The 20,247-nt window shown below is 41.7% G+C and carries 20 protein-coding genes and 1 pseudogene; 15 read left to right on the forward strand and 6 right to left on the reverse strand.

The features are described from left to right. Positions 1–118: 118 nt before the first annotated feature. Both ACE3JL_RS14635 and ACE3JL_RS14640 read right to left on the reverse strand, forming a co-directional pair. Complete coding sequence (locus ACE3JL_RS14635; protein WP_271990618.1) at positions 119–415, reverse strand: glutathione S-transferase; 297 nt, start codon at positions 413–415, stop codon at positions 119–121. Further along, positions 416–1,075 (reverse strand): glutathione S-transferase family protein, encoded by a 660-nt coding sequence (locus tag ACE3JL_RS14640; RefSeq protein ID WP_271990620.1) that lies wholly within the window; start codon positions 1,073–1,075, stop codon positions 416–418. It abuts the gene before it with no gap. A gap of 201 nt (positions 1,076–1,276) precedes the next feature. Here ACE3JL_RS14640 and lepB point away from each other — a divergent pair, with 201 nt between their 5' ends. From lepB to ACE3JL_RS14700, 12 genes are all read left to right on the forward strand, one after another. Further along, the gene (gene lepB / locus ACE3JL_RS14645; RefSeq protein WP_271990623.1) at positions 1,277–2,374 is read left to right on the forward strand and encodes a signal peptidase I; all 1,098 of its coding nucleotides are present in this window, start codon (positions 1,277–1,279) and stop codon (positions 2,372–2,374) included. Positions 2,375–2,524: 150 nt separating this feature from the next. Then, positions 2,525–3,100 (forward strand): hypothetical protein, encoded by a 576-nt coding sequence (locus ACE3JL_RS14650; protein WP_271990625.1) that lies wholly within the window; start codon positions 2,525–2,527, stop codon positions 3,098–3,100. A gap of 6 nt (positions 3,101–3,106) precedes the next feature. After that, positions 3,107–3,475: a DUF1818 family protein gene (locus ACE3JL_RS14655; protein WP_271990628.1), complete on the forward strand. Its 369-nt coding sequence runs from the start codon at positions 3,107–3,109 to the stop codon at positions 3,473–3,475. A 65-nt stretch (positions 3,476–3,540) separates the two neighbouring features. Beyond that, the gene (locus tag ACE3JL_RS14660; protein ID WP_271990631.1) at positions 3,541–4,611 is read left to right on the forward strand and encodes a YheT family hydrolase; all 1,071 of its coding nucleotides are present in this window, start codon (positions 3,541–3,543) and stop codon (positions 4,609–4,611) included. Positions 4,612–5,053: 442 nt separating this feature from the next. Then, on the forward strand, positions 5,054–5,869 hold the full coding sequence (locus ACE3JL_RS14665) for a Cof-type HAD-IIB family hydrolase (RefSeq protein WP_271991855.1): 816 nt from the start codon (positions 5,054–5,056) through the stop codon (positions 5,867–5,869). Between the two features lie 121 nt (positions 5,870–5,990). Then, entirely contained in the window at positions 5,991–6,725 is a 735-nt protein-coding gene (locus ACE3JL_RS14670; protein WP_375327792.1) for a dienelactone hydrolase family protein, read from the forward strand. A gap of 96 nt (positions 6,726–6,821) precedes the next feature. Continuing rightward, positions 6,822–7,679 (forward strand): S1 RNA-binding domain-containing protein, encoded by an 858-nt coding sequence (locus ACE3JL_RS14675; protein ID WP_271991857.1) that lies wholly within the window; start codon positions 6,822–6,824, stop codon positions 7,677–7,679. Positions 7,680–7,798: 119 nt separating this feature from the next. Further along, on the forward strand, positions 7,799–8,656 hold the full coding sequence (locus ACE3JL_RS14680; RefSeq protein WP_375327793.1) for a DUF6671 family protein: 858 nt from the start codon (positions 7,799–7,801) through the stop codon (positions 8,654–8,656). A gap of 13 nt (positions 8,657–8,669) precedes the next feature. Continuing rightward, positions 8,670–9,329: a class I SAM-dependent methyltransferase gene (locus ACE3JL_RS14685; RefSeq protein WP_271991818.1), complete on the forward strand. Its 660-nt coding sequence runs from the start codon at positions 8,670–8,672 to the stop codon at positions 9,327–9,329. 25 nt (positions 9,330–9,354) lie between these two features. Further along, the gene (locus ACE3JL_RS14690) at positions 9,355–10,212 is read left to right on the forward strand and encodes an NAD(P)-dependent oxidoreductase (RefSeq protein WP_375327794.1); all 858 of its coding nucleotides are present in this window, start codon (positions 9,355–9,357) and stop codon (positions 10,210–10,212) included. Positions 10,213–10,629: 417 nt separating this feature from the next. Continuing rightward, a complete protein-coding gene (locus ACE3JL_RS14695) occupies positions 10,630–11,289 on the forward strand; it encodes a restriction endonuclease (protein ID WP_375327795.1) in 660 nt (219 codons plus the stop codon). 2 nt (positions 11,290–11,291) lie between these two features. Beyond that, positions 11,292–12,746 (forward strand): SAM-dependent methyltransferase, encoded by a 1,455-nt coding sequence (locus ACE3JL_RS14700; RefSeq protein ID WP_375327796.1) that lies wholly within the window; start codon positions 11,292–11,294, stop codon positions 12,744–12,746. An 18-nt stretch (positions 12,747–12,764) separates the two neighbouring features. Here the strand turns inward: ACE3JL_RS14700 and ACE3JL_RS14705 are convergent. Further along, positions 12,765–12,929, reverse strand: a pseudogene (locus ACE3JL_RS14705) (helicase); the annotation flags it as partial. A 172-nt stretch (positions 12,930–13,101) separates the two neighbouring features. Here ACE3JL_RS14705 and ACE3JL_RS14710 point away from each other — a divergent pair. After that, the gene (locus ACE3JL_RS14710; protein ID WP_375327797.1) at positions 13,102–13,248 is read left to right on the forward strand and encodes a hypothetical protein; all 147 of its coding nucleotides are present in this window, start codon (positions 13,102–13,104) and stop codon (positions 13,246–13,248) included. 57 nt (positions 13,249–13,305) lie between these two features. After that, positions 13,306–14,265, forward strand: a complete 960-nt coding sequence (gene cysK / locus ACE3JL_RS14715) for a cysteine synthase A (protein ID WP_271991826.1) — start codon at positions 13,306–13,308, stop codon at positions 14,263–14,265. Between the two features lie 98 nt (positions 14,266–14,363). Here cysK and ACE3JL_RS14720 read toward each other — a convergent pair whose 3' ends face one another. Continuing rightward, positions 14,364–15,092, reverse strand: coding sequence for a hypothetical protein (locus ACE3JL_RS14720; protein WP_271991828.1), 729 nt, complete (start codon positions 15,090–15,092; stop codon positions 14,364–14,366). 651 nt (positions 15,093–15,743) lie between these two features. Here ACE3JL_RS14720 and ACE3JL_RS14725 point away from each other — a divergent pair. Beyond that, complete coding sequence (locus ACE3JL_RS14725) at positions 15,744–16,853, forward strand: DUF2235 domain-containing protein (RefSeq protein ID WP_271991831.1); 1,110 nt, start codon at positions 15,744–15,746, stop codon at positions 16,851–16,853. Between the two features lie 413 nt (positions 16,854–17,266). Here the strand turns inward: ACE3JL_RS14725 and ACE3JL_RS14730 are convergent, their stop codons facing one another. Together ACE3JL_RS14730 and thiO are read right to left on the reverse strand one after the other, a co-directional pair. Next, positions 17,267–18,043, reverse strand: coding sequence for a cyclopropane-fatty-acyl-phospholipid synthase family protein (locus ACE3JL_RS14730; protein ID WP_271991833.1), 777 nt, complete (start codon positions 18,041–18,043; stop codon positions 17,267–17,269). 78 nt (positions 18,044–18,121) lie between these two features. Further along, on the reverse strand, positions 18,122–20,077 hold the full coding sequence (gene thiO / locus ACE3JL_RS14735; protein ID WP_271991836.1) for a glycine oxidase ThiO: 1,956 nt from the start codon (positions 20,075–20,077) through the stop codon (positions 18,122–18,124). Between the last annotated feature and the right edge of the window lie 170 nt (positions 20,078–20,247).

The following is a 20,247-nucleotide window of genomic DNA, read 5'->3' on the forward strand; positions in this document are numbered from 1 at the left end:
TTAATCATAACACGGGATTTTTCTCTGCTGGTGATAAAAGCGATCGCCTTACTCCAATCCTCTCTAACTTTTTGGTTAGCAGATGCACTCTCGCCAAAGGAGATCGGCTATTTTGATCTTAACGATAAAAAGGTATCAAGATCTGGAGGAGTTTTTGTAATCTTCTCAGGGCAATTAATTGTCGAATCTTGGGATTGATTTGGGGTGGATAAATGCTAGTGGCTAATTGTTCTTCTAGTAAGGCATATTCTGCCGCATTTAGGGGTTGATTATCAAGGGGCGATCGAGCCGAAGTGATAATTTCTGCTCGTAAAACTTCTTCGGGAATATCTTCAGGAGAGGGCAAAGCAAGGGCTTTTAGGGGCGATAAGAAACCGATCAAGATAAGGATAATAATTTTGGTTGTTCGCTGCATTTAATTTAAACCGGGGGGCAATTTTTCTCGACACTGTTGATGAATTTCCCTGATTCTAGCAAACAACCAGGGATATTTTTGACGATAACTGGGAATTAGCGCCAGAGGACTGAGTAGGGCAGTGGCGGCAATATCGGCTACACTTAATTTATCTCCCACTAAATAGGCCTGATTTTGCCAATATTCTAGAATCTTGAGGGCATTTTCTAGGCGCTCCTCCGCTAGTTTTACCCTGGCTGGGGTGATTTTATATTGTTGTCGCACGATCTTAATAATTATTTGACTACTTAGGGAAGGATCGATCGCTTTTCCCTCTCCAGCGCGATAATCATAATAGACAAATCTAGTGGCTACTCCAATACTTTCATCTAACCAATCCTCTAGTAACCAAGCTTGATTTTTCTCCTTTTCCCCAGCGGGAATAAAAGAGGGGACAGGAACTACTTTTTCTAAATATCTGAAAATGGCAGTAGAATCGGCAATAATCTCATCTGCTGCCATTAAAACGGGGACAGTGGTTAACCCTTTGGTTAGGGGCCTGAGTTTGAGAATATGTAGTCCGGGGGTGAGATTTTCTACTTGGTAATCAATCCCCTTATAACCTAGGGCTAAACGAGCTTTGCGACAGTAATGAGATGTGCTAAATTGAAGTAAAAGCATTAATTGTTATTGGTTGTTATATCAGTTATCAGTTATCAGTTATCAGTTATCAGATTTGAGTTTTAAGTGAGTAGTATATATTAAGGGATCAGTATTATTCTTAATGTGTTTTCACTGATTACTGTTTACTGATTACTGTTTACTGATTACTGTTTACTGATTACTGATCACTGTTCACTGAATTGGCAATAGGTCTATACTATGAGCAAACCTCCCCTTTTTTCGGCTGTTTCTCCTCCTGATGCGACTAACTCCCCGGCAAAAGATCCCTGGTTAGCGGTCAATCTTTCGATGTTTTTCCCCGGTTTGGGACAATGGTATGCTAACAAAAACCAAAAAGCAACCATTTGGGCAATTGCACAAGTAATATTAATAATTGTGACAATTTGGTCAATTTTTAGCCCCAATGGCCCTGTAAGCTGGGGATTAGGGGGAATAGTTGCTCTGGTTGTCCTTTACATTAGCAATATTTTTGACGCTCACTGGACTGTTTATGATTCCAGACAGAATAACAGCTTAGAGAAAATTCCCCGTCAACAGAAAAACCCCTGGTTTGCCGTCTTCGCTAACCGGATTATACCGGGGTTAGGGCAATTGTACGCCGATAAGGTGATCTTAGGGATAATTTTTCTGACTATATCCCAGATTAGCCTGAAAATGGCTGATTTTTTTGCTAATATCCTCTTTCTTGCGCCTTTAATTACAGCGATCGCTATTTATCATGTTTATCACACTTTCCCCGATCAATTCCATCCCCATCGTCACATCTATCGTTCCATTTTGGCGCTGATGGTGGGAGTGATTTTTACTTGGGGAATTATCTGTAATTATTTTCCCAATTGGTTACACCAAAGAATAGAATTTTTCGAGATTCCTAGTAAATCCATGCTGCCTACCCTCGCAGTCGGTGATCGCGTTTTCGTTAGTCAATCCAGTAATTATCAAGCGGAAAGACGCGATATAATTGTTTTTAGAACTCCCGAAAAAATTAGGCAACTAGAGCCTAATTCGGGAGATTTTTTTATCAAACGAGTCATCGCTATTGCTGGGGATACCATTGAAATCCGCAGGGGTAAAGTTTATCTCAACCAGCAAGTTATCGAGGAACCCTACACCACCGAGTTAGCCAATTATGAAATAGAATTTATGACTGTACCCCCAAAAACCCTGTTTGTTTTGGGAGATAATCGCAACCATAGTTTTGATTCCCGTGATTGGGGTTTTTTGCCAGAAAGTTATATCTTTGGTCAAGCCTATAAAGTTTACTGGCCTCTCGATCGTGTCCAATCTTTGCTATGATGGGGATGACTGGGGTAACTTTAAACCTAGGTGTTACAGTTAGATGAGTTGGGGTATTGTTAGATGATTATAATATTCCCAACCTCTGGAAATGTTCCTGAACAATCCCCACTATTCCCAGATAATTAACTTCAACTTTTCTTGATTAATATGCTGTTAAAATTTCCTCAAAAGCTAAAAATTAAGCGAATAATATTATTAGTATTCTGTTTAGGAACGGGGATAATTCTCTGGTGGTTATCGTGGCAATCCACCGGGATGAGTCAAATTCAACGACCCGAAACAGTTGCCCAACAAATTTATCAAGTAATGCCAGATTTACCGAAAGAAAACAACTATATCCGTCGAGAGACAGGAGAGATCGATCCGAATAATACCCTAATAAGTCGCTTTCTTCGTTATCATCAAGATACAAAAAAAAGGTTTACTCTCATCCGTTTTGATTGGCAATTAACCCTAGGAGATTATCTAGGAGTAAACGAGAAAATCAGCGAAGAAAACTATCCCGGACAGGCCACCCTTACCGTTAATCCCATGGCTGCCGATATCAAAGCGATGAACAGTCTTAATCGTCGCCAACGGCAGCAGTTAGTCACCCTTCTAGTCGAAATTTATAACCCCGCTATTCTTCCCCAAGAAACCCCCAATCCTAGTCCTTCTCCTAGTCCTTCTCCTAGTCGTCCATCTTTATCAAAACCGGGAGATGCCGACCTATTAAAATTCTAGAAAATTATGGAAAAAATTCTCAAATATGGTTCGGGTTGGCGACTCGGTTGGAATCCTAATGCAGCCGTTTATAAAGGATTAATTGGTGGCGATGATTGGGCGATCGAATTAACCGAGGCTGAGTGGCAAGATTTGCGTCGATTACTATCACAATTAACCGCGACTATGGCTGCCATGGCCACAGAATTAATGGATGAAGAAAGTATTGCTTGTGAAGCGGAAAGCGAGCTTTTATGGTTAGAAGCAACAGGATTTCCTGATAACTATTCCCTGCGATTGATTCTCTATCAAGGTCGCGGTTGTGAGGGCAATTGGTCGGCCAATGCCCTGCCAGAGTTGCTCGCTGCTTGGGACAATTTGCTTTACAATTTTTAAGAAAGCGGTGGGCATAAGTTAATTTTTGTTTCCCACTCTTGACTTTTAGATTCCCCTATGCTGCTATGCTTGCCCATCCGAGGACGAAGACCGATAATCTCACCTACACTCCACCCCCATTGCTGAAAAACGGTTTTGCCATGACTCTCTATGTGGCCCTAAAAGCGCGAGAAACCTGGCAAAATACTATCGCTATTCCCGAACCAGTCTATCAAGAAACCATTTTCACTGGGGCCAATGCCGTCCCCATCTACGGGATTTTTTCCATTCCCCCGCAAGCGAAAGGAACCATTATCGGCACCTACGGCATCACGGGAGACTTAGATAATCAATGGTTTTTAAGGATTTTAGGCAGAAAAGCCGTAGCAAGAAACTATGCGGTCGTCCTCTTCGATTGGCGGGCCCACGGTAAGACAGCCGAATTATCCCCGACTCTCACCTCCGATGGCATCTATGAAGGGCTAGATTTCCTTCATATTGCCGCCCAAGCCCAAAAAATGGGCTGTCCTGCCCCTTTTTGGTTCACGGGTTACTCTCTGGGGGGACAATTGGCCCTCTGGGGAATTAAATCGGCCGAGAATCAGGAAGATATGGGGATTGATCCCGTTGATATCGGCGGCGGTGCGGTAATTTGTCCTAATTTAGACTCTAATCGTTCCTTATCCTATCTCGTCCGGGATACCTGGGGGAAACATTTGGAAAAAGCGATCGCCAGGGAACTACGCAAGTTAGCCAAACGCATCCATAAAGCTCATCCCGATCATATCGATCCCGAAGCAATTACTCGCGCCACCACGATTGCTGGATTCGATCGAGAATTAGTGATTAAAAAGCTAGGATTTGAGACAGTTTTTGACTATTATGCCGCTAGTAGTCCCTTGCCCTTTCAACCCTATTTAACTAAACCCACTTTTATCCTCTACGCAGCCGATGATCCCCTCTTTTCCCCCGCAGTTATTCCCGATCTGCAAGCAGCGATCGCTGATAATCCCCACGTGGATCTACTCTTAACCAACCATGGCGGTCATGTGGGTTATATCAGCAGTTTATCCTGTCAGCGTCAGTGGGGCGATAGCGATCGCTGGTGGGCATGGAATCGGGTTTTAGACTGGTTTGACCAAAAAACGGGCAAATAATACTAAATCGGTTGAGTATAGGTCAAATATCAGGATAGGCAAAAGGCAAAAAGCAAAAGGAGGAATAGATAATCAGTCTTTAATAAGCTTTATTTTGGTATTCATTCGGCTCTTCTAGGTTTTGTGTGATAAGTTTAACTTACAGTACGATCGATCTTTGTGTCCTCTGTGTCTCTGTGGTTCCTTCCACTCCTTCGCCAGCGAGACTGTATCTTAGAATACATTTTACCCACCAAATCCAAGAGAGCCAATTTTCCCAATACTTAACTGACTAAGTAGTCGTGCAGAATTAATTTCCTAGTCAAGACTCCGAGACTATTTTTTATTTATTCTCCCTACACCCCACACCCTACACCCCACACCCCCAAAAAACTTTTTGCCGCAAACCCTACTTAATTCTTGTGGCAAACTATTAACTGTTACTGTTAAATGGGAAAAGACTGTGGATATTCGCTTAATCGTTGTTGATGTGGATGGAACGATCGCCGGGGATAACAATCAGGTTGATCCGGCCGTGGTGCAAGCTGTCTCAGCTGTCCAAAAAAAGGGAATTCCCGTCGCTATTGGCACTGGTAGGATGTATCGCTCGGCTTTACGCTTTCATCAACGTCTTAAATCCACTTTACCTATAATTGCTTACAACGGCGCTTGGATTCAAGATCCTGTTTCCCAAGTTCATCATCGACATACTCCCATTTCTCCCGACTTGGCGATCGATCTTTTAGATTATCTCGAACAACCCCAATGGAAGGAGAAAATCTCCCTTAATTTTTATATGGACGATGTGCTTTATGTGCGGCAATTAAACGCGGAAACGGAATTCTATCGCCAGCGATCGGGTATTATTGCCGAAGCAGTGGGAGATTTACGCAAAGTAGCCCACAAAACCACTAAAATCCTGGCCATGGGGGAAGATAAGCAATTTATCGCCGAGATTTGGCAGCATTTGCAGCAACGCTATCAAAATCAAGATTTATACTTTACCCAATCGAGTCCGACTTTTTTTGAAGTTACCCACGTTGAGGCTACCAAGGGAAGCGCCACCCAATTTTTGGCCGAAGATATCCTAGGATTACAACCGCAAAACGTCATGGCGATCGGTGATAATTTTAATGATGTTTCTATGCTCACCTATGCGGGTGTCGGTGTTGCCATGGGTAATGCTCCCCAAGCCGTTAAGGATCAAGCCGATTGGGTGGCCCCCAGTGTAAACTTAAATGGGGTGGCCGCGGCCTTGGAAAAGTTTGTTTTAATTTGAGGAATGGGGGAATGGGAAAGTGGGGGAATGGGGAAGTGGGGAGTTTTAACTAAAACTCTAACATCCTACAATCCTACAACCCTAACACCCTAACACCAATCCGCTTTTCAGCGAGAAAATTATGACTATTAATACGCAAACTGTTACGATTTCTAACAAAGATATTGACATAGATGCCTATTTAGCCATTCCCGATCGGGAGGGAATTTATCCAGCAATTATCGTGATTCAGGAAATATTCGGCGTAAACGACCATATTCGCGATGTTACCCGCAGAATTGCCCAAGAAGGCTATATAGCGATCGCTCCTGCCATTTATCAGCGATTTGCTCCCGGTTTTGAAACGGGGTACAGTATGGCAGATATCGAAATCGGTCGTCAGTACAAAGAACAAACCAAAGCAGCTGAATTACTCAGCGATATCCAGGCTACCATCGATTATCTTTATAGTTTGCCACAGGTGCAAAAAACCGGTGTCGGCACGATCGGTTTTTGTTTTGGTGGTCATGTGGTTTATCTTGTCTCCACTCTAGAGGATATCAAAGTTAGTGCCTCTTTTTACGGTGCAGGAATCACCACGGCAACCCCCGGGGGTGGTCAAGCGACAGTGAAGGTGACTCCCCAAATCAAAGGGACAATCTACGCATTTTTCGGGGTGTTAGATACCAGTATTCCTCAAAAGCAAGTGGATGAGATAGAAAACGAATTAACCCGTTATCAAATTCCTCATCGAGTTTTCCGCTATGAAAATGCCGACCATGGCTTTTTCTGCGACCAAAGAGCCAGTTATAATGCTAAGGCGGCCAAATCTGCCTGGGATCATGTGCTAGAGTTATTTAGCCTTCTTAAATCTTAATGGTCTGACTCCTCAAGCTTCAGCTTACACTGGAAGCAGATCGAAATTATACTTGTAACCATTATATCTATCATGACACCGAACCCAGCCTTTTCCATGGACGATTTTGCCAAAGCTCTTGATCAATACGATTATCAATTTGAAAAAGGGCAAATCGTGCGCGGGAGAGTCGATCAACACACCTCCGATGGAGCATACATCGATATTGGCGGCAAATCCTCCGCTTTTATTCCTTTAAGGGAAATTTCCCTGGAAAATGTTATTTCTATTGCTGAAGCTTTACCCATAGGTGCAGAATTCGATTTTCTGATTACCCGTGGACAGGACGCGGAAGGACAAGTTACCCTGTCTCTGCGGCAATTATTACTACAAAAAGCTTGGGAAAATGTCAGGGAAATCTCTGAAAGTGGCAAGTCGGTACAGCTGCGCGTCACGGGGGTGAATAAGGGAGGAGTGACGGGAGAAGTGGAAGGATTAAAAGGATTTATCCCTCGCTCCCATTTAATCGAAAAAAATGATTTAGATTCCCTGATCGGACAACTTTTAACCGCAACTTTTATCCAAATCGATCAAGAAAATAATAAATTAGTTTTATCTCAGCGAGAAATTGCTCGCGCTAACGCTATCAGTCAATTAGCTGTGGGTAAATTATTAAGTGGCACCGTGGTTAAATTACAACCCTACGGTGTCTTTGTCGATTGCGGTGGAGTGACGGGATTACTCCATGCTAAACAGGTGACGGGAGCCTCTTTTAATTCTCCCATGACTTTCTTTAAAGTTGGTCAAGCAATTCAAGTGGTAGTCGCAGAAATTGACGAATATAAAAACCGCATTTCTCTATCTACAAAAATCCTCGAAGCGCATCCCGGTGAAATTCTCGAAAACTTTGCAGAAGTCATGGAAACAGCATCAGAAAGATTAAAACAAGCTCAGGGAAAAACAATGGACAGTTAAATCAGTTATCAGTTATCAGTTATCAGTTATCAGATGTGAGTTTTAAGTGGACAGTCTTAAGTAGGAAATTGCCGTTTTCTTTTCGCTGATTGCTGTTTTTTACTTTTTCCTTGATCAAGATGTTTCAAGAAAAGATGTTTCAAGATCGGATAGCAATTTTAGGGACTATGCACGGAAAAGAGCGGGTAATAGCGCCGATTTTAGCGCAAGAAATAGGTCTTAAGGTGATTGTACCCGATAATTTTAATACCGATCGCTTTGGCACTTTTACCCGGGATATTAAGCGCATCGGAACACAAATTGAAACCGCTCGCAGGAAAGCACAAAAAGCGATCGAGCTTTCGGGATACGATATAGGAATTGCTAGTGAGGGTAGTTTTTATCCCTATCCCAACTTGCCATTAGTTTCCTGTAATCGTGAATTGATTTTATTACTCGATCGAGTCCATAATCTAGAAATAATTGGTCAAGCAATAGTCACGGAAACTAATCACGCTCACCAAACTGTAACTAATCTAGCAGCTGCTTTAGAATTTGCCGAAAAAATCGGCTTTCCTAGTCATGGTTTAGTGGTGATGTTTGATAAAAACTCTCTCGACTCCGAGCAGATTTTTAAGGGAATTACTGACGAGAAAAATTTCGTTAAAATTGTTGAAGATATTCTTGACAAAAACGGCAAAGTCCACCTAGAAACCGATATGCGCGCTATGCACAATCCCACGCGGATGAAAGCGATTGCAGCTGCGACAGCAAATCTGGTTCAGAAACTCAATCAATTATGTCCTAATTGTGGTTGTCCGGGGTTTGATATTATCGAAAGAAAAGCGGGTTTACCCTGTGGTTTATGTCACTTTCCCACCTCTTTAATTAAACTGGAACTATACGGTTGTCAAAGCTGTGATTATCGAGAGGAAAAACTCTTTCCCAACGGTGAAAAAACCGCCGATCCGATGTATTGTGAATATTGTAATCCCTAAAGATAGCTTTTCTATGGAAAGAATTTTAGAACCAGAAGTAATGGATGATCGGGAAGAAGCGATCGAATATGATGCCATGGACTTCACCAAAGTTAATACTAATTTCGCTAAAGAAGCCGTACAATTGGCCGGTATTAATGCTAGGGTATTAGATGTAGGAACTGGTACTGCTCGCATTCCGATTATGATCAGTCAACTGCGTCCCCAATGGCAAATTATCGCTATTGATCTGGCCGATTCTATGTTAGAAATTGGTCAAAAAAATATCCTGAATGCTAACTGTCAAGAACAAATCAAATTAGAAAAAATTGATGGAAAAAATCTTCCCTACCAATCCGAGCAATTTGATTTAGTTATTTCTAATAGTTTAATTCATCATCTCGAAAATCCTCTGTCTTTTTTACGGGAAATTAAGCGAGTTTTAAAACCAAATGGCGGCATCTTTTTAAGAGATTTATTCCGTCCCGATTCCGAGGAAATAATCCAGGGGATGGTGACGGAAATCGATCCCAATTTTTCTCCCCGACAAGCGCAACTATTTCAAGACTCGTTGCGAGCGGCTTTTACCCTAGCAGAAATTGCCGATTTAATCCAGCAATCGGGATTAAAAAATGTTAAAATTTATCAATCTTCCGAACGTCATTGGACAGCCATAAAAACAAGTAAAAACTAATCACTAAATCAGGAAAAATTGAGTTATGAAAGTCGGATTTCTTGGAACAGGATTAATGGGAACACCAATGATAGAAAGATTATTAAATCAGAAAATTTCTGTTATTGCCTATAATCGCACCTTAGAAAAATTAGCACCTTTACAGCAGTTAGGAGCCAAAACAGTTAACTTTCCTGAACAAGTTGTTCAAGAGGCAGATTGTCTGATTTTAATGTTAACTAATGCCGTCGCTATTCAAGAGGTTTTAGGACTAAATTCTGAACAATCTAACTTCAATAATCGGACTATTATCCAGATGGGAACTATTGCTCCTTCTGAAAGTAAACAACTGCGAGATCAAATTGTTGCTAAAGGGGGAGAATATTTAGAAGCACCCGTGTTAGGAAGTATTCCCGAAGCTAAAAATGGTACTCTCTTAGTTATGGTGGGAGCAACGGAAAAACAGTTCCATCAATGGTCAAATTTATTAGCAAATTTTGGTCAAGAACCGATGTTAATTGGGGAAGTAGGAACCGCTGCGGCGTTAAAATTAGCTTTAAATCAATTAATTGCCTCTCTAACCAGTGCTTTTGCTGTGAGTTTAGCTTTTTTATCCCAGCAAGGAGTAGATATAGAAAAGTTCATGACTATCCTGCGTCAAAGTGCCTTATATGCGCCTACTTTTGACAAAAAATTAACCAGAATGTTAGAAGAAAATTATGCTAACCCGAACTTTCCCACTAAACATTTACTGAAAGATGTTAATCTTTTTTTAGAGGAATCGGAGAAATTAGATTTAACCACTTTTCCCCTAACAGGAGTACAGCAACTTCTGGAAAAAGCTTTAGAAATCGGATTAGCAGAGGAAGACTATTCAGTTTTATACGAAGCGCTGAAAAAATAATTAGGGGTTGCTTAATGTTACTGGAAGCTTTGATAGAAAATGGTTTTGGGACTTTTTTCGCCAAAAAAGAGCAAGACACAAAAGTTGAGGCTCTTCGTTACTTGTTATGGTTCGATAGGGTGGCATAAATCGACTAAATCCTTATCTGGCAAGAGACTTAATTGATTAGTTCGCTCTAGATAAAAAACAATTGACAAAAATCGCTAAATGCCTTTCTATATAAGGGTTCCATCCCTTATAACCCCCGTCCATTGCATAACACAAACCGAAGAGCCGAAAAAACTATGAGCGATAATATTTTGTCTCAAGCTTCACAGCCATGTATTACATAGATGGCAGTTGACTTATAATTAAGAAAGCTTGCTAACTTTGTCAGTCAGATAGAAAAAACGAGGAGATTAATTAATTTAGCTATATATGTCAAGATTAACCCAAGAATCTTTAGGTAATGAGGCGGCTATATTTTCAGCTTTAGAGTCTCAACATCAAGAAGCTTCGCTCTACGGTGTTACAGATGGTAAAGCGATCGGAACCTACTTAGAACAAAAGTTTAAACTATATCTAAAAGAAAAATATGATTTTGTTGAGGGTAATGCAGCCAGTGGTATCGATTTTCCTGAGTTGCTGGTTGATATAAAAGTAACCAGTACTAAACAACCACAATCATCTTGTCCTTTTAAATCCGCAAGACAAAAGATTTTTGGCTTAGGATATTCCTTAATTATTTTTGTTTATAAAAAGTTAGATAATAGTCTCAATCGCACTGCCAATTTAAGAATGATCACGACAATTTTTGTATCGGCTGAAAGAACAGCTGATTTCCAGATGACTCGTGGTATTCGCAACATCTTAAACAATCAGGGTAACAAAGATGATTTAATTGCCTTTATGTTAGATAAAAACTTACCCGTTGATGAAATGGAAGCAGCCAATATAGCCGATGAAATTCTTGCTAATCCTCCAGTACAAGGATTTTTAACCATTTCCAACGCCTTACAGTGGAGACTACAATATACTAGAGTAATTGATCTTGCTGGTCAAGAAGAAGGATTAATCGCTATTTATAGAGAGAATTAGTAATGTCAGTTTCTCCAGTTAAAGTTGAATACGGCGACTTTCAAACTCCTTTAGAGTTAGCCGAAAAGATTTGCAAAAAGTTATCACAAATAAATGTTAATCCCAAGGTAATTATTGAGCCAACTTGTGGTACAGGAAACTTTTTAAAATCGGCAGCAGTTACCTTCAAACAAACTGAAAAAATTCTTGGCTTTGAAATTAATCCTAATTATGTTGCACAGATAGCCCAAGATGAGCAATTATGCCAAGATACAAGAATACAAGTTCATCAAAATAATTTTTTTGACTGTGATTGGAATGCTCTAACTCAAGCATGGAAAGAGAATATTTTATTCTTGGGTAATCTACCTTGGATAACAAACTCAAAACAGGGATTGATTCATGGTAGCAATTTACCGCAAAAAAGTAACTTTCAAGGTTATCATGGTTTAGATGCTATCACAGGAAAAAGTAACTTTGATATTTCAGAATGGATGTTAATTAAATTGATTGAATGTCTTAATCATCGTTCAGCTTATCTGGCAATTATCTGCAAAACAGCCGTTTCTAGAAAAATTTTGAACTATATTTATACTCAGAAAATTAATCTCATCTATTCGGCAATTTATCCGATAAACACTCAAAAATATTTTCAAGCTAATGTAGATGCTTGTCTCCTATTTTGTCAATTTGATTCTCAATCAGAAAATTACTTTTGTGATGTTTTCAAGAGTTTTGAGGAAAGGGAGTTTCAGCGTATTGGTTATCAAAATGATATTCTAGTCAGAGATTTAAATACTTTTATCAGACTAGAGAAGTTATATCATCGGCATCCTCTTGTAGAAAAATGGCGTTCAGGTATTAAACATGATTGCTCAAAAGTCATGGAATTGCAGTTAGTTAATGGAATTTTTGTCAATGGTTTAAAGGAAATCGTTGATATTGAAACCACCTATCTTTATCCTCTTCTTAAAGGTTCAGATGTGGCACAAAATCGCCTAGAAATTATCAATAAATACGTTTTAGTAACTCAGAAGTTTATTGGTGAATCTACAGAAAATATGCGAGATATAGCGCCAAAAACTTGGCAGTATCTAGTTAATCATGTAGATTACTTTGGGAATAGAAAAAGCAAAATCTATCAAAATCAACCAGATTTTTCTATATTCGGCGTTGGTTCTTACACCTTCTCTCCTTTTAAAATTGCCATTTCTGGACTTTATAAGAAACTGAATTTTCAACTTATATCACCCTATCAAAATCAACCAGTTATTTTCGATGATACTGTTTACTTCTTAAGCTTTGATGATTTAGATACTGCTCAGAAAACACTACAGCTTCTCAATTCTTCCCTAGCGATGGAATTTTATTCATCTCTGATATTCTGGGATGAAAAAAGACCAATAAAAACCCGTATTTTAAATAGTTTGAATTTATCAGAATTAGGGTGTATTACTAACGCTAACGCAGCTAAGTAACGCATCTCACGGGATATTTTATGATAATTCTTTCATCTCCTCGATAATTGCCATTGTCTCGACGCTAACGGTACACCCACGGGTTAATAAGTCAACCACTTGCTCTTTATACTTTACAAAATGATAGGTATTAAATTTCTCAGCGATGGTTTTATCTTTAGGTTTCTTTTCTTTATATTGATCTTTATACATTATCATAACTACTCTAGAATATACGCCTTTAATTTCTATGTGTTGTTCTTGCAATAGACCCGATTATATTTAATGGTCATGACCGTAATTCTGACTTTAGTAAACTATCCATAGTTATTTTAGTACAAGTATAAGCTTTTGGAAAAAAGCAATCTTATCGGTCATGGCAGTTTTGCCTGTCTCTGGGAATCAACTCGGACTGACTAAAGAAACAAAGGAAAATGGAAATTTTGCCGATCTAGGGCTGGCCTTTGCTATAAGTGAGCTATATAGCGCCTCCTTGGCTAGTGAGGAGATTCTCAAACGCTAAAGCTGAGAACTTACCGCTATAACTAAGCACACGAATCACCCAGACTGAGAAAATATCATGCGTATCGCTCACGATGTCACCGAATTGGTTGGCCGCACACCTTTAGTACAATTGAATCGGATTCCCCAGGCGGAGGGCTGTCTTGGCCGAATTGTGATGAAATTAGAAGGGATGAATCCCGCTGCTTCCGTCAAGGATCGCATTGGCACTCACATGATTAATAGCGCCGAAAAAGCGGGTTTAGTCAATCCAGAAACCACGGTTTTAGTGGAACCCACCTCTGGCAATACGGGAATTGCTCTAGCGATGACTGCGGCAGCTAAGGGTTATCGCTTAATTTTAACTATGCCGGAAACGATGAGTTTAGAGCGCCGGGCGATGTTAAAAGCCTACGGTGCTACCCTAGAACTTACCCCCGGTTCCCAAGGCATGAAAGGGGCAATTTTACGCGCGCAGCAAATCGTTGATAGTATCCCCGGCGCTTATATGTTGCAACAATTTCGCAACCCTTCTAACCCAGAAATTCACCGTCTCACCACTGCTGAGGAAATTTGGCAAGATACGGAGGGACAGGTAGATTTTATTGTTGCAGGTGTGGGTACTGGTGGCACGATTACGGGAGTCGCTGAATTGATTAAATCGCGTAAACCTAGTTTTCAAGTAGTCGCGGTGGAACCTTTCAATAGTCCGGTGATTTCTGGAGGTAATCCCGGTCCCCATAAAATTCAGGGTATCGGTGCGGGTTTTATTCCAGAAGTTTTACGCACAGATCTGATTGATGAGGTAATTACCGTCAGTGATGAGGAAGCTTTTCAATTTGGTCGTCGTTTGGCAAAAGAAGAGGGTTTACTTTCGGGGATTTCTTCCGGTGCCAATCTTTGCGCTGGGATTCAACTGGCCCAACGACCGGAAAATGAGGGTAAATTAATTGTGGTGATTCAGCCTAGTTTTGGAGAACGTTATCTGAGTACGCTGATGTTCCAAAATATCGAGGAGCGCGAGTTAACTTTGGTGTAAAAAAAATATCCTCTTCAACCTCTACAGTCAGCCTTTAGGGTGGGGTGGGATTCAGTTATCAGTTATCAGTTATCAGCTGTGAGTTTTCAGTTCACTGATTACTGTTCACTGATTACTGATTTAAAGAGGGATTTTTTCACCTGTAGGGGTATTTGTAAAGGTTGCGGTTTGATTGCTTCTTTGCCAGCAAAATTATCCAATAAAGCCGATCGCACTTGCGTATCGGTTTCTCGCGAGAGAAGATAACGGAAGTATTCTTGGCATTGTTCTCGACGACTGGGGGAAAGTTCCATTTCACTTAAACGTCGGACTGCCATTAAGCGCATTAAGGGATCATTGACCGTTAATTTTTCTAACCAGCGATCAAAGTTTTTTGACTCATTTTGACCGCGATGGTCGAGAAAATGCCATCCTAGCAGGATTAAAGTCAAAACCGTGCCAAATCCTTGCAAAATTGAGGCCAGGGCCAACCAGCGATTTTCGGCATAGGTCCAAATAGCCACAGCGAGATAGGTGGCTAAACTGCCTAAACCGCCACAGACTACCGCTAAAGTTAATTTACCGCTATCGGCACTGAAAAAAGCACGCCCCCACAGCCACAGCGATGGCCAGTTTCGCCCCTGGAGATGGTAAGCTCCGATCATCGCCCCCACCCCGGTTAAAGTGGCCAAAACTAGCTGCCAATTCCACGCCCAGAGGATCAAAAAACTAGCACAAGCTGCCGCCCATGTCAAGAATTGACGGGTTTTTTTTGACGCGAGAGTTTTCATGACTCGACGCTGCAGAGCGGGGGAAAAATAGGGAGGAAGGCGGAATACTGAAGACACGAGAAGTTTTTCACTGAGGGTTTGATGATCACTATAGCCTGTTCTCAGGCAGACAGATCATTTTTCTCGGTAAAAATCCTCGTGGCAAAAGAGGGAAATGTTAGGGTGGGCTAAAATTGCGATCGAGAATCGGCTAAAGTTCAGGTTGGCGAGCTAAAGTGTTAAGATGGTTTGCCATCAAACTGAACTTTTTTTAGTAATAAATAGCTCAACAATATTCTGTAAACTTATATATAGAAACCTCAAGAAATGTATTAATTTGCCGTCTTTAGGGCAGCAAGCTCTGATAGACGATCTAGAGTAGTAAGTATAAATACCACACCTAATTTTACCTAGTCACGCCAGCTATCTAACTCATCTATATCATTTCCGAACAGAGTTAGAACTTCCTTTGTCTCGGTTGAGTCTTGCGGGAATTTTACCTTAAGGAAAATCTCGATAATTTTGAGTCATGATTCACTAGAATCCTCAAATATTCCATAAACTAGCGAGTTTTAAGAAACCTAGGAGGTTCATCGCCAGCAATTCTCATTTTAAGGTTTCATGACATTAAAACCCTTGCACCCAGAGGGGTTAATAATTCTTAACGAATCTCTAGATCGCTGAAACAACGCAAAATCGTTTCAAAATGAGAATTGCTGGTTCATCGCTATGAAAAGCCGTCTTATTGTCTGTTGTGATGGAACTTGGCAAGATTTAGGACAAGGCTATCCTACCAATGTTGTCAAAATGGTGCAAGCTATCACGCCAGTTGATGATAGTCAGGGCAACCCCATCCGTCAAATCATCTACTATGACGAAGGGATTGGGACAAAACAAACTAATGCCGAGGTAACTGATACTTTAATTAAAATTGCTGGAGGTGCTTTAGGCATTGGCATGGATCATAAGATTCAGGATGCCTATCGTTTTCTGTGCTTAAACTATCAACTTGAAGATGAAATTTATCTCTTTGGGTTTAGTCGGGGAGCTTACACTGTACGCTGTTTAGCTGGGTTAATTTATAATTGTGGTTTGTTGTATCGAGAATTTATCCGACAAATCCCCAAAGCCTACGAAATTTACCGAGACAAACAAGACCCAAATAACGCACCTAACGGTAAAAATGCCATTGATTTCCGTAATCAGTATGGACGACGAGTTCCCATTAAAGCCTTATGCTGTTGGGATACGGTTGCTTCTTTAGGTATCCCTGATATCGTTCATTCTCTGCACTTGGATGAAAAGTTCAACGAACGTTATCGCTTTTATGATTCGACCATCAATCCTACAATTGAAAAGGCGTTTCATGCAGTTGCCATTGATGAAATTCGTAAGGTCTTTGATGTAACACTAATGCGTCCCCATTCTACCCAGATCAGACAACAAAAAGAACAAGTGGTTCAAGTTTGGTTTCCGGGGGGTCATGGTTGTGTTGGTGGAGGTTCTCAGGAAGAATCTGGCCTATCCGATGGAGCTTTATTGTGGATGATGGAACAAGTCGAAGCCTTGGGTTTGACCTTAGATAAAAGTTATATTCAACAGGAAGTTCATCCCAATCCTAGTGCGCGTTTTGATAATACGTCAAAATGGCCATTTAATGTAGCGGGAACAGCACCTCGTCAGTTTGAAGGGGATGTTAGCAATTTGCATGAAAGTGTTAAAAATCGCTGGACAGACCTGAATCTTAATCCCCCTTATAAACCCGCTATTCCCGAAATTCAAATGATGCTTGAGCAAAAGCTTGGTGCTTTGAGAAAGAAAGAAATAGTCTCTGTTTAGCACTTCTCTCCCTCAAAAATGCTCATAGAGTCAAGGCTCATAAGTACCTAAGCAAAATTAATTACACATATCTAACCCCCTCTTGCCTTTTGCCTATCTTTACTAGGAAATTAATTTTGCACGACTACTTATCTTTTTATGTAGGGCTTGCTGAATAAATGTGAAATGTAGGCAAAGTAAGGGTTTTGGGGCTTTTCTCGCGAAACAGGTGCAAGATTTTGAGAGAATCGTCGTTCAAAACCTCGCGTCTTCATCGGCCCGCGTCCTGTAGGGGCGAAGCATTCGGGCAATAACCTATCGGTGAAACCGGAGATTTTCTATCCGAATGCTTCGCCCGTACTTTTTCAGCAAGCCCTATGTATGTTGGCTTATTATGTGGAATGGCATTTAAAACAGTCCTTGGCTCCTTTTTTCTAGGCTGCTTGCAGAACATAGAAGGTATAACCATAGAAGTTGCTGAATTTCTCAAAAAGTTTCATCTCTTCTTCAGTTTCACGAATAACCGATGAGCTACTTGGACTGATTTCCAGCTGCCCGATTCGCTCACGGAGAGGTTGATAATAATTTAGCCACCAAACCTGACTGGGCAGCCTCTGGGTAGAAAGTACCTTAAAACCAGACCTATTAGCCCGAACGATATTCTCAAACTCATTACCCATCATAGGATAGGCGTTTTGCCAATAGGCCACAGCCCCTTCGACTTGGCTCAGGGCAAGCGGCTCTCGCAGCTCATCAGTAAACCAACTCATCTCCGAGATGACGGCGATCCCCTTCTTAGAAACAAGCGGTCGCCAGATTTTAAGAGCCTGCTCAAACCCAAGATTATAAGCAGCCCCCTCAGACCAAAGTAGATCAACTGAACCCACTGACCAATCAAGTTTAGCCATGTCACCATGAATTGGAATGATTAAATGCTCAAGACCAAGCTGTTTTGCTCGGGTTTTGAGTTCGTCGATAAAAACCGACGAGGAATCCACTGCCATGACAGGGCTTTGGTAGTATTGTGCCAGCAGTAAAGCACTAGCACCACTTCCACATCCTAGATCGGCAATTCGCGGCTTGAGGGGCAAAATAGAGAGATTACTCAAAATTTTTAGGGAGAAGTCAGAGTCGCCGGGTCCTTTATGGTCAAGTCCACGGTGTAAATCAGTTAAAGCGGCAACATACTCAGTGTGATTGTCTGTAGTCATAGAGATTTTTGCTGGCTCTAATAGCTGAAAACAGCCCATTCCTACCCTTCGACTTGGCTCAGGGCAAGGCTTAATCGGTTAGGCGATCGTTCCCGTCAGGGGGGAACTAGGACTAGCAGAGGACTTAATCGGCATTCTTCCCGCTAAATGGGCTAAACGTCCCGCTTTTGTCGCCATTCCCATGGCCTGCGCCATCAGGGCCGGATTGGCGGCCATAGCGATCGCACTGTTAATTAATAAAGCATCGGCCCCCATTTCCATGGCCCGGGCTGCTTCTGAGGGTGTACCGATCCCAGCATCTACCACCACGGGAATTTGGGACGATTCGATGATAATCGCGATATTTGCCTCATTTTTCAGCCCTTGTCCTGACCCAATCGGCGATCCTAGGGGCATAACCGTGGCGCAGCCAGCTTCCTCTAAACGTTTGGCTAAGAGAGGATCGGCGTTAATATAGGGCAGTACGGCAAAACCTTCTTTAACTAATTGTTCCGCCGCTTGCAAAGTTCCGATCGGATCGGGTAATAAATATTTAGGATCGGGAATAACTTCGAGTTTAATAAAGTTATTGTCTTCCTGTCCCAATAATTTGGCCATTTCTCGTCCTAAACGGGCCACCCGAATCGCTTCTTCGGCCGTTTGACAACCGGCAGTGTTGGGCAACATCCAAATTTTAGACCAATCGATCGCCTCTGCTAATCCCTCATGACCGGGCTTGCCCTGAGCCAAGTCGAAGGGTGCGTTCGTTTGTACTCGTCTAACGGCAACGGTGACAATCTGACATTCACTGGCACTAATACTTTCCTGCATAGTCGTCAGATTGGCATATTTGCCAGTCCCAGTCATTAAGCGGGAGTGAAAGGTTTTCCCGGCAATAGTGAGACTATCATTCTGGGGCGATAAAAGCGCCTGGGGTTTATTATCAATAACAGTTAAGGACATAGGTGGAATAGTAACGGGTGATGGTTGATTAAAGCGATCGCAGCTAAAATGGGTCAAAATGGGATTAACTTTCTCATTAATCACCAGGTCAGCAATCAAGGAAGCAGTGACAGGAGCGAGTAAAATGCCATTGCGATAGTGACCGGTAGCTAAAATCAGGTTATCACAGCTACTGCGGCCTAAAATAGGTAATTCATCCGCTGTACCCGGGCGGAATCCCCACCACATTTCTTCGATTTCCCAGTCAGCTAAAGGGGGATAGAGACGGGTAGCACGCGCAAAAAGGGTTTGCAATCCTTGGGGTGTGTTACCCGTTTGCCAGGAGACTTTTTCGGAAGTAGCCCCGATAATTAAACGACCATTGCGACGGGGAACCAGATAGGTTTGCGGACCGAATAAAACCCTCGCTAAGGTCTGGTTAGGGGGCATTTTTACCGCGGCCATTTGACCTTTGACGGGATGGATAGGGAGGGGTAAAAGTTGACTAGCCCAGGATCCCGTTGCTAAAATATAAATTTTTGCCTCTAATTCCCCAATTGAGGTATAAATACTCTTGACTTTTCCCTGCTTTTGTTGTAAGGCGTGGACTTCTACCCCTTGGCGAATTTCTACCCCTAAATTTTCGGCTGCTTGTTGCAGCGCAGTCACTAGCTGCCGATTGTCCACTTGTCCATCGTCGGGATACCACCAACCACCGACCACATCTTTACCTAATCCGGGTTGGTAGAGGTGAACTGCATTGCTGTCTAACCAAATTTTATTAGCTGTATTGGCAGCAATGGGCTGATCTAGCTCGTAAACGGGAGCAAGAATACCACAGGGATAGTAACCGCTGTTTACACCCGTTAAATCCTCGATTTTGCGGCTCCATTCTGGATATAACCAGCGCGATTGTAAACAAAGATCGAGAAACGGACCCGGGGGAATCCCTTCTGCATGGGGGGCCAACATTCCCGCAGCCGCACGACTAGCGGCCTGAGCTATATCTCGAACTAGGAGGGTAACTTTTGCCCCCCGCAATTGCAAATCGACGGCGATCGCTAATCCGATGATACCACCGCCCACGATCAAAATTTCGCTAGTTGAGTTCATAAAAGTCTCTGGCACCAAAGAGAATTACTGAAATGACAAGGAATCAGAAGTTGAAACAAGAAAGACGTAGTAAAATAACATATGTATTTTTTTTATCCCAATTAATCATAATTTTTAGCTTGATTGACTACTAAACTCGCAATTAGTCAGCCGAGAGAGGGGAGAAGTGA

It is taken from the genome of Microcystis sp. BLCC-F210, assembly GCF_042134685.1.
GTDB classification, from domain to species: Bacteria; Cyanobacteriota; Cyanobacteriia; order Cyanobacteriales; family Microcystaceae; genus Microcystis; species Microcystis aeruginosa_D.

What these genes read in the sequence shown, in the direction of transcription:
- ACE3JL_RS14635 (WP_271990618.1), bottom strand. Translation starts at nt 415, where the DNA reads ATGCAGCGAACAACCAAAATTATTATCCTTATCTTGATCGGTTTCTTA.
- ACE3JL_RS14640 (WP_271990620.1), bottom strand. Translation starts at nt 1,075, where the DNA reads ATGCTTTTACTTCAATTTAGCACATCTCATTACTGTCGCAAAGCTCGT.
- lepB (WP_271990623.1), top strand. Translation starts at nt 1,277, where the DNA reads ATGAGCAAACCTCCCCTTTTTTCGGCTGTTTCTCCTCCTGATGCGACT.
- ACE3JL_RS14650 (WP_271990625.1), top strand. Translation starts at nt 2,525, where the DNA reads ATGCTGTTAAAATTTCCTCAAAAGCTAAAAATTAAGCGAATAATATTA.
- ACE3JL_RS14655 (WP_271990628.1), top strand. Translation starts at nt 3,107, where the DNA reads ATGGAAAAAATTCTCAAATATGGTTCGGGTTGGCGACTCGGTTGGAAT.
- ACE3JL_RS14660 (WP_271990631.1), top strand. Translation starts at nt 3,541, where the DNA reads ATGCTTGCCCATCCGAGGACGAAGACCGATAATCTCACCTACACTCCA.
- ACE3JL_RS14670 (WP_375327792.1), top strand. Translation starts at nt 5,991, where the DNA reads ATGACTATTAATACGCAAACTGTTACGATTTCTAACAAAGATATTGAC.
- ACE3JL_RS14675 (WP_271991857.1), top strand. Translation starts at nt 6,822, where the DNA reads ATGGACGATTTTGCCAAAGCTCTTGATCAATACGATTATCAATTTGAA.
- ACE3JL_RS14680 (WP_375327793.1), top strand. Translation starts at nt 7,799, where the DNA reads ATGTTTCAAGAAAAGATGTTTCAAGATCGGATAGCAATTTTAGGGACT.
- ACE3JL_RS14685 (WP_271991818.1), top strand. Translation starts at nt 8,670, where the DNA reads ATGGAAAGAATTTTAGAACCAGAAGTAATGGATGATCGGGAAGAAGCG.
- ACE3JL_RS14690 (WP_375327794.1), top strand. Translation starts at nt 9,355, where the DNA reads ATGAAAGTCGGATTTCTTGGAACAGGATTAATGGGAACACCAATGATA.
- ACE3JL_RS14695 (WP_375327795.1), top strand. Translation starts at nt 10,630, where the DNA reads ATGTCAAGATTAACCCAAGAATCTTTAGGTAATGAGGCGGCTATATTT.
- ACE3JL_RS14700 (WP_375327796.1), top strand. Translation starts at nt 11,292, where the DNA reads ATGTCAGTTTCTCCAGTTAAAGTTGAATACGGCGACTTTCAAACTCCT.
- ACE3JL_RS14710 (WP_375327797.1), top strand. Translation starts at nt 13,102, where the DNA reads ATGGCAGTTTTGCCTGTCTCTGGGAATCAACTCGGACTGACTAAAGAA.
- cysK (WP_271991826.1), top strand. Translation starts at nt 13,306, where the DNA reads ATGCGTATCGCTCACGATGTCACCGAATTGGTTGGCCGCACACCTTTA.
- ACE3JL_RS14725 (WP_271991831.1), top strand. Translation starts at nt 15,744, where the DNA reads ATGAAAAGCCGTCTTATTGTCTGTTGTGATGGAACTTGGCAAGATTTA.
- ACE3JL_RS14730 (WP_271991833.1), bottom strand. Translation starts at nt 18,043, where the DNA reads ATGACTACAGACAATCACACTGAGTATGTTGCCGCTTTAACTGATTTA.
- thiO (WP_271991836.1), bottom strand. Translation starts at nt 20,077, where the DNA reads ATGAACTCAACTAGCGAAATTTTGATCGTGGGCGGTGGTATCATCGGA.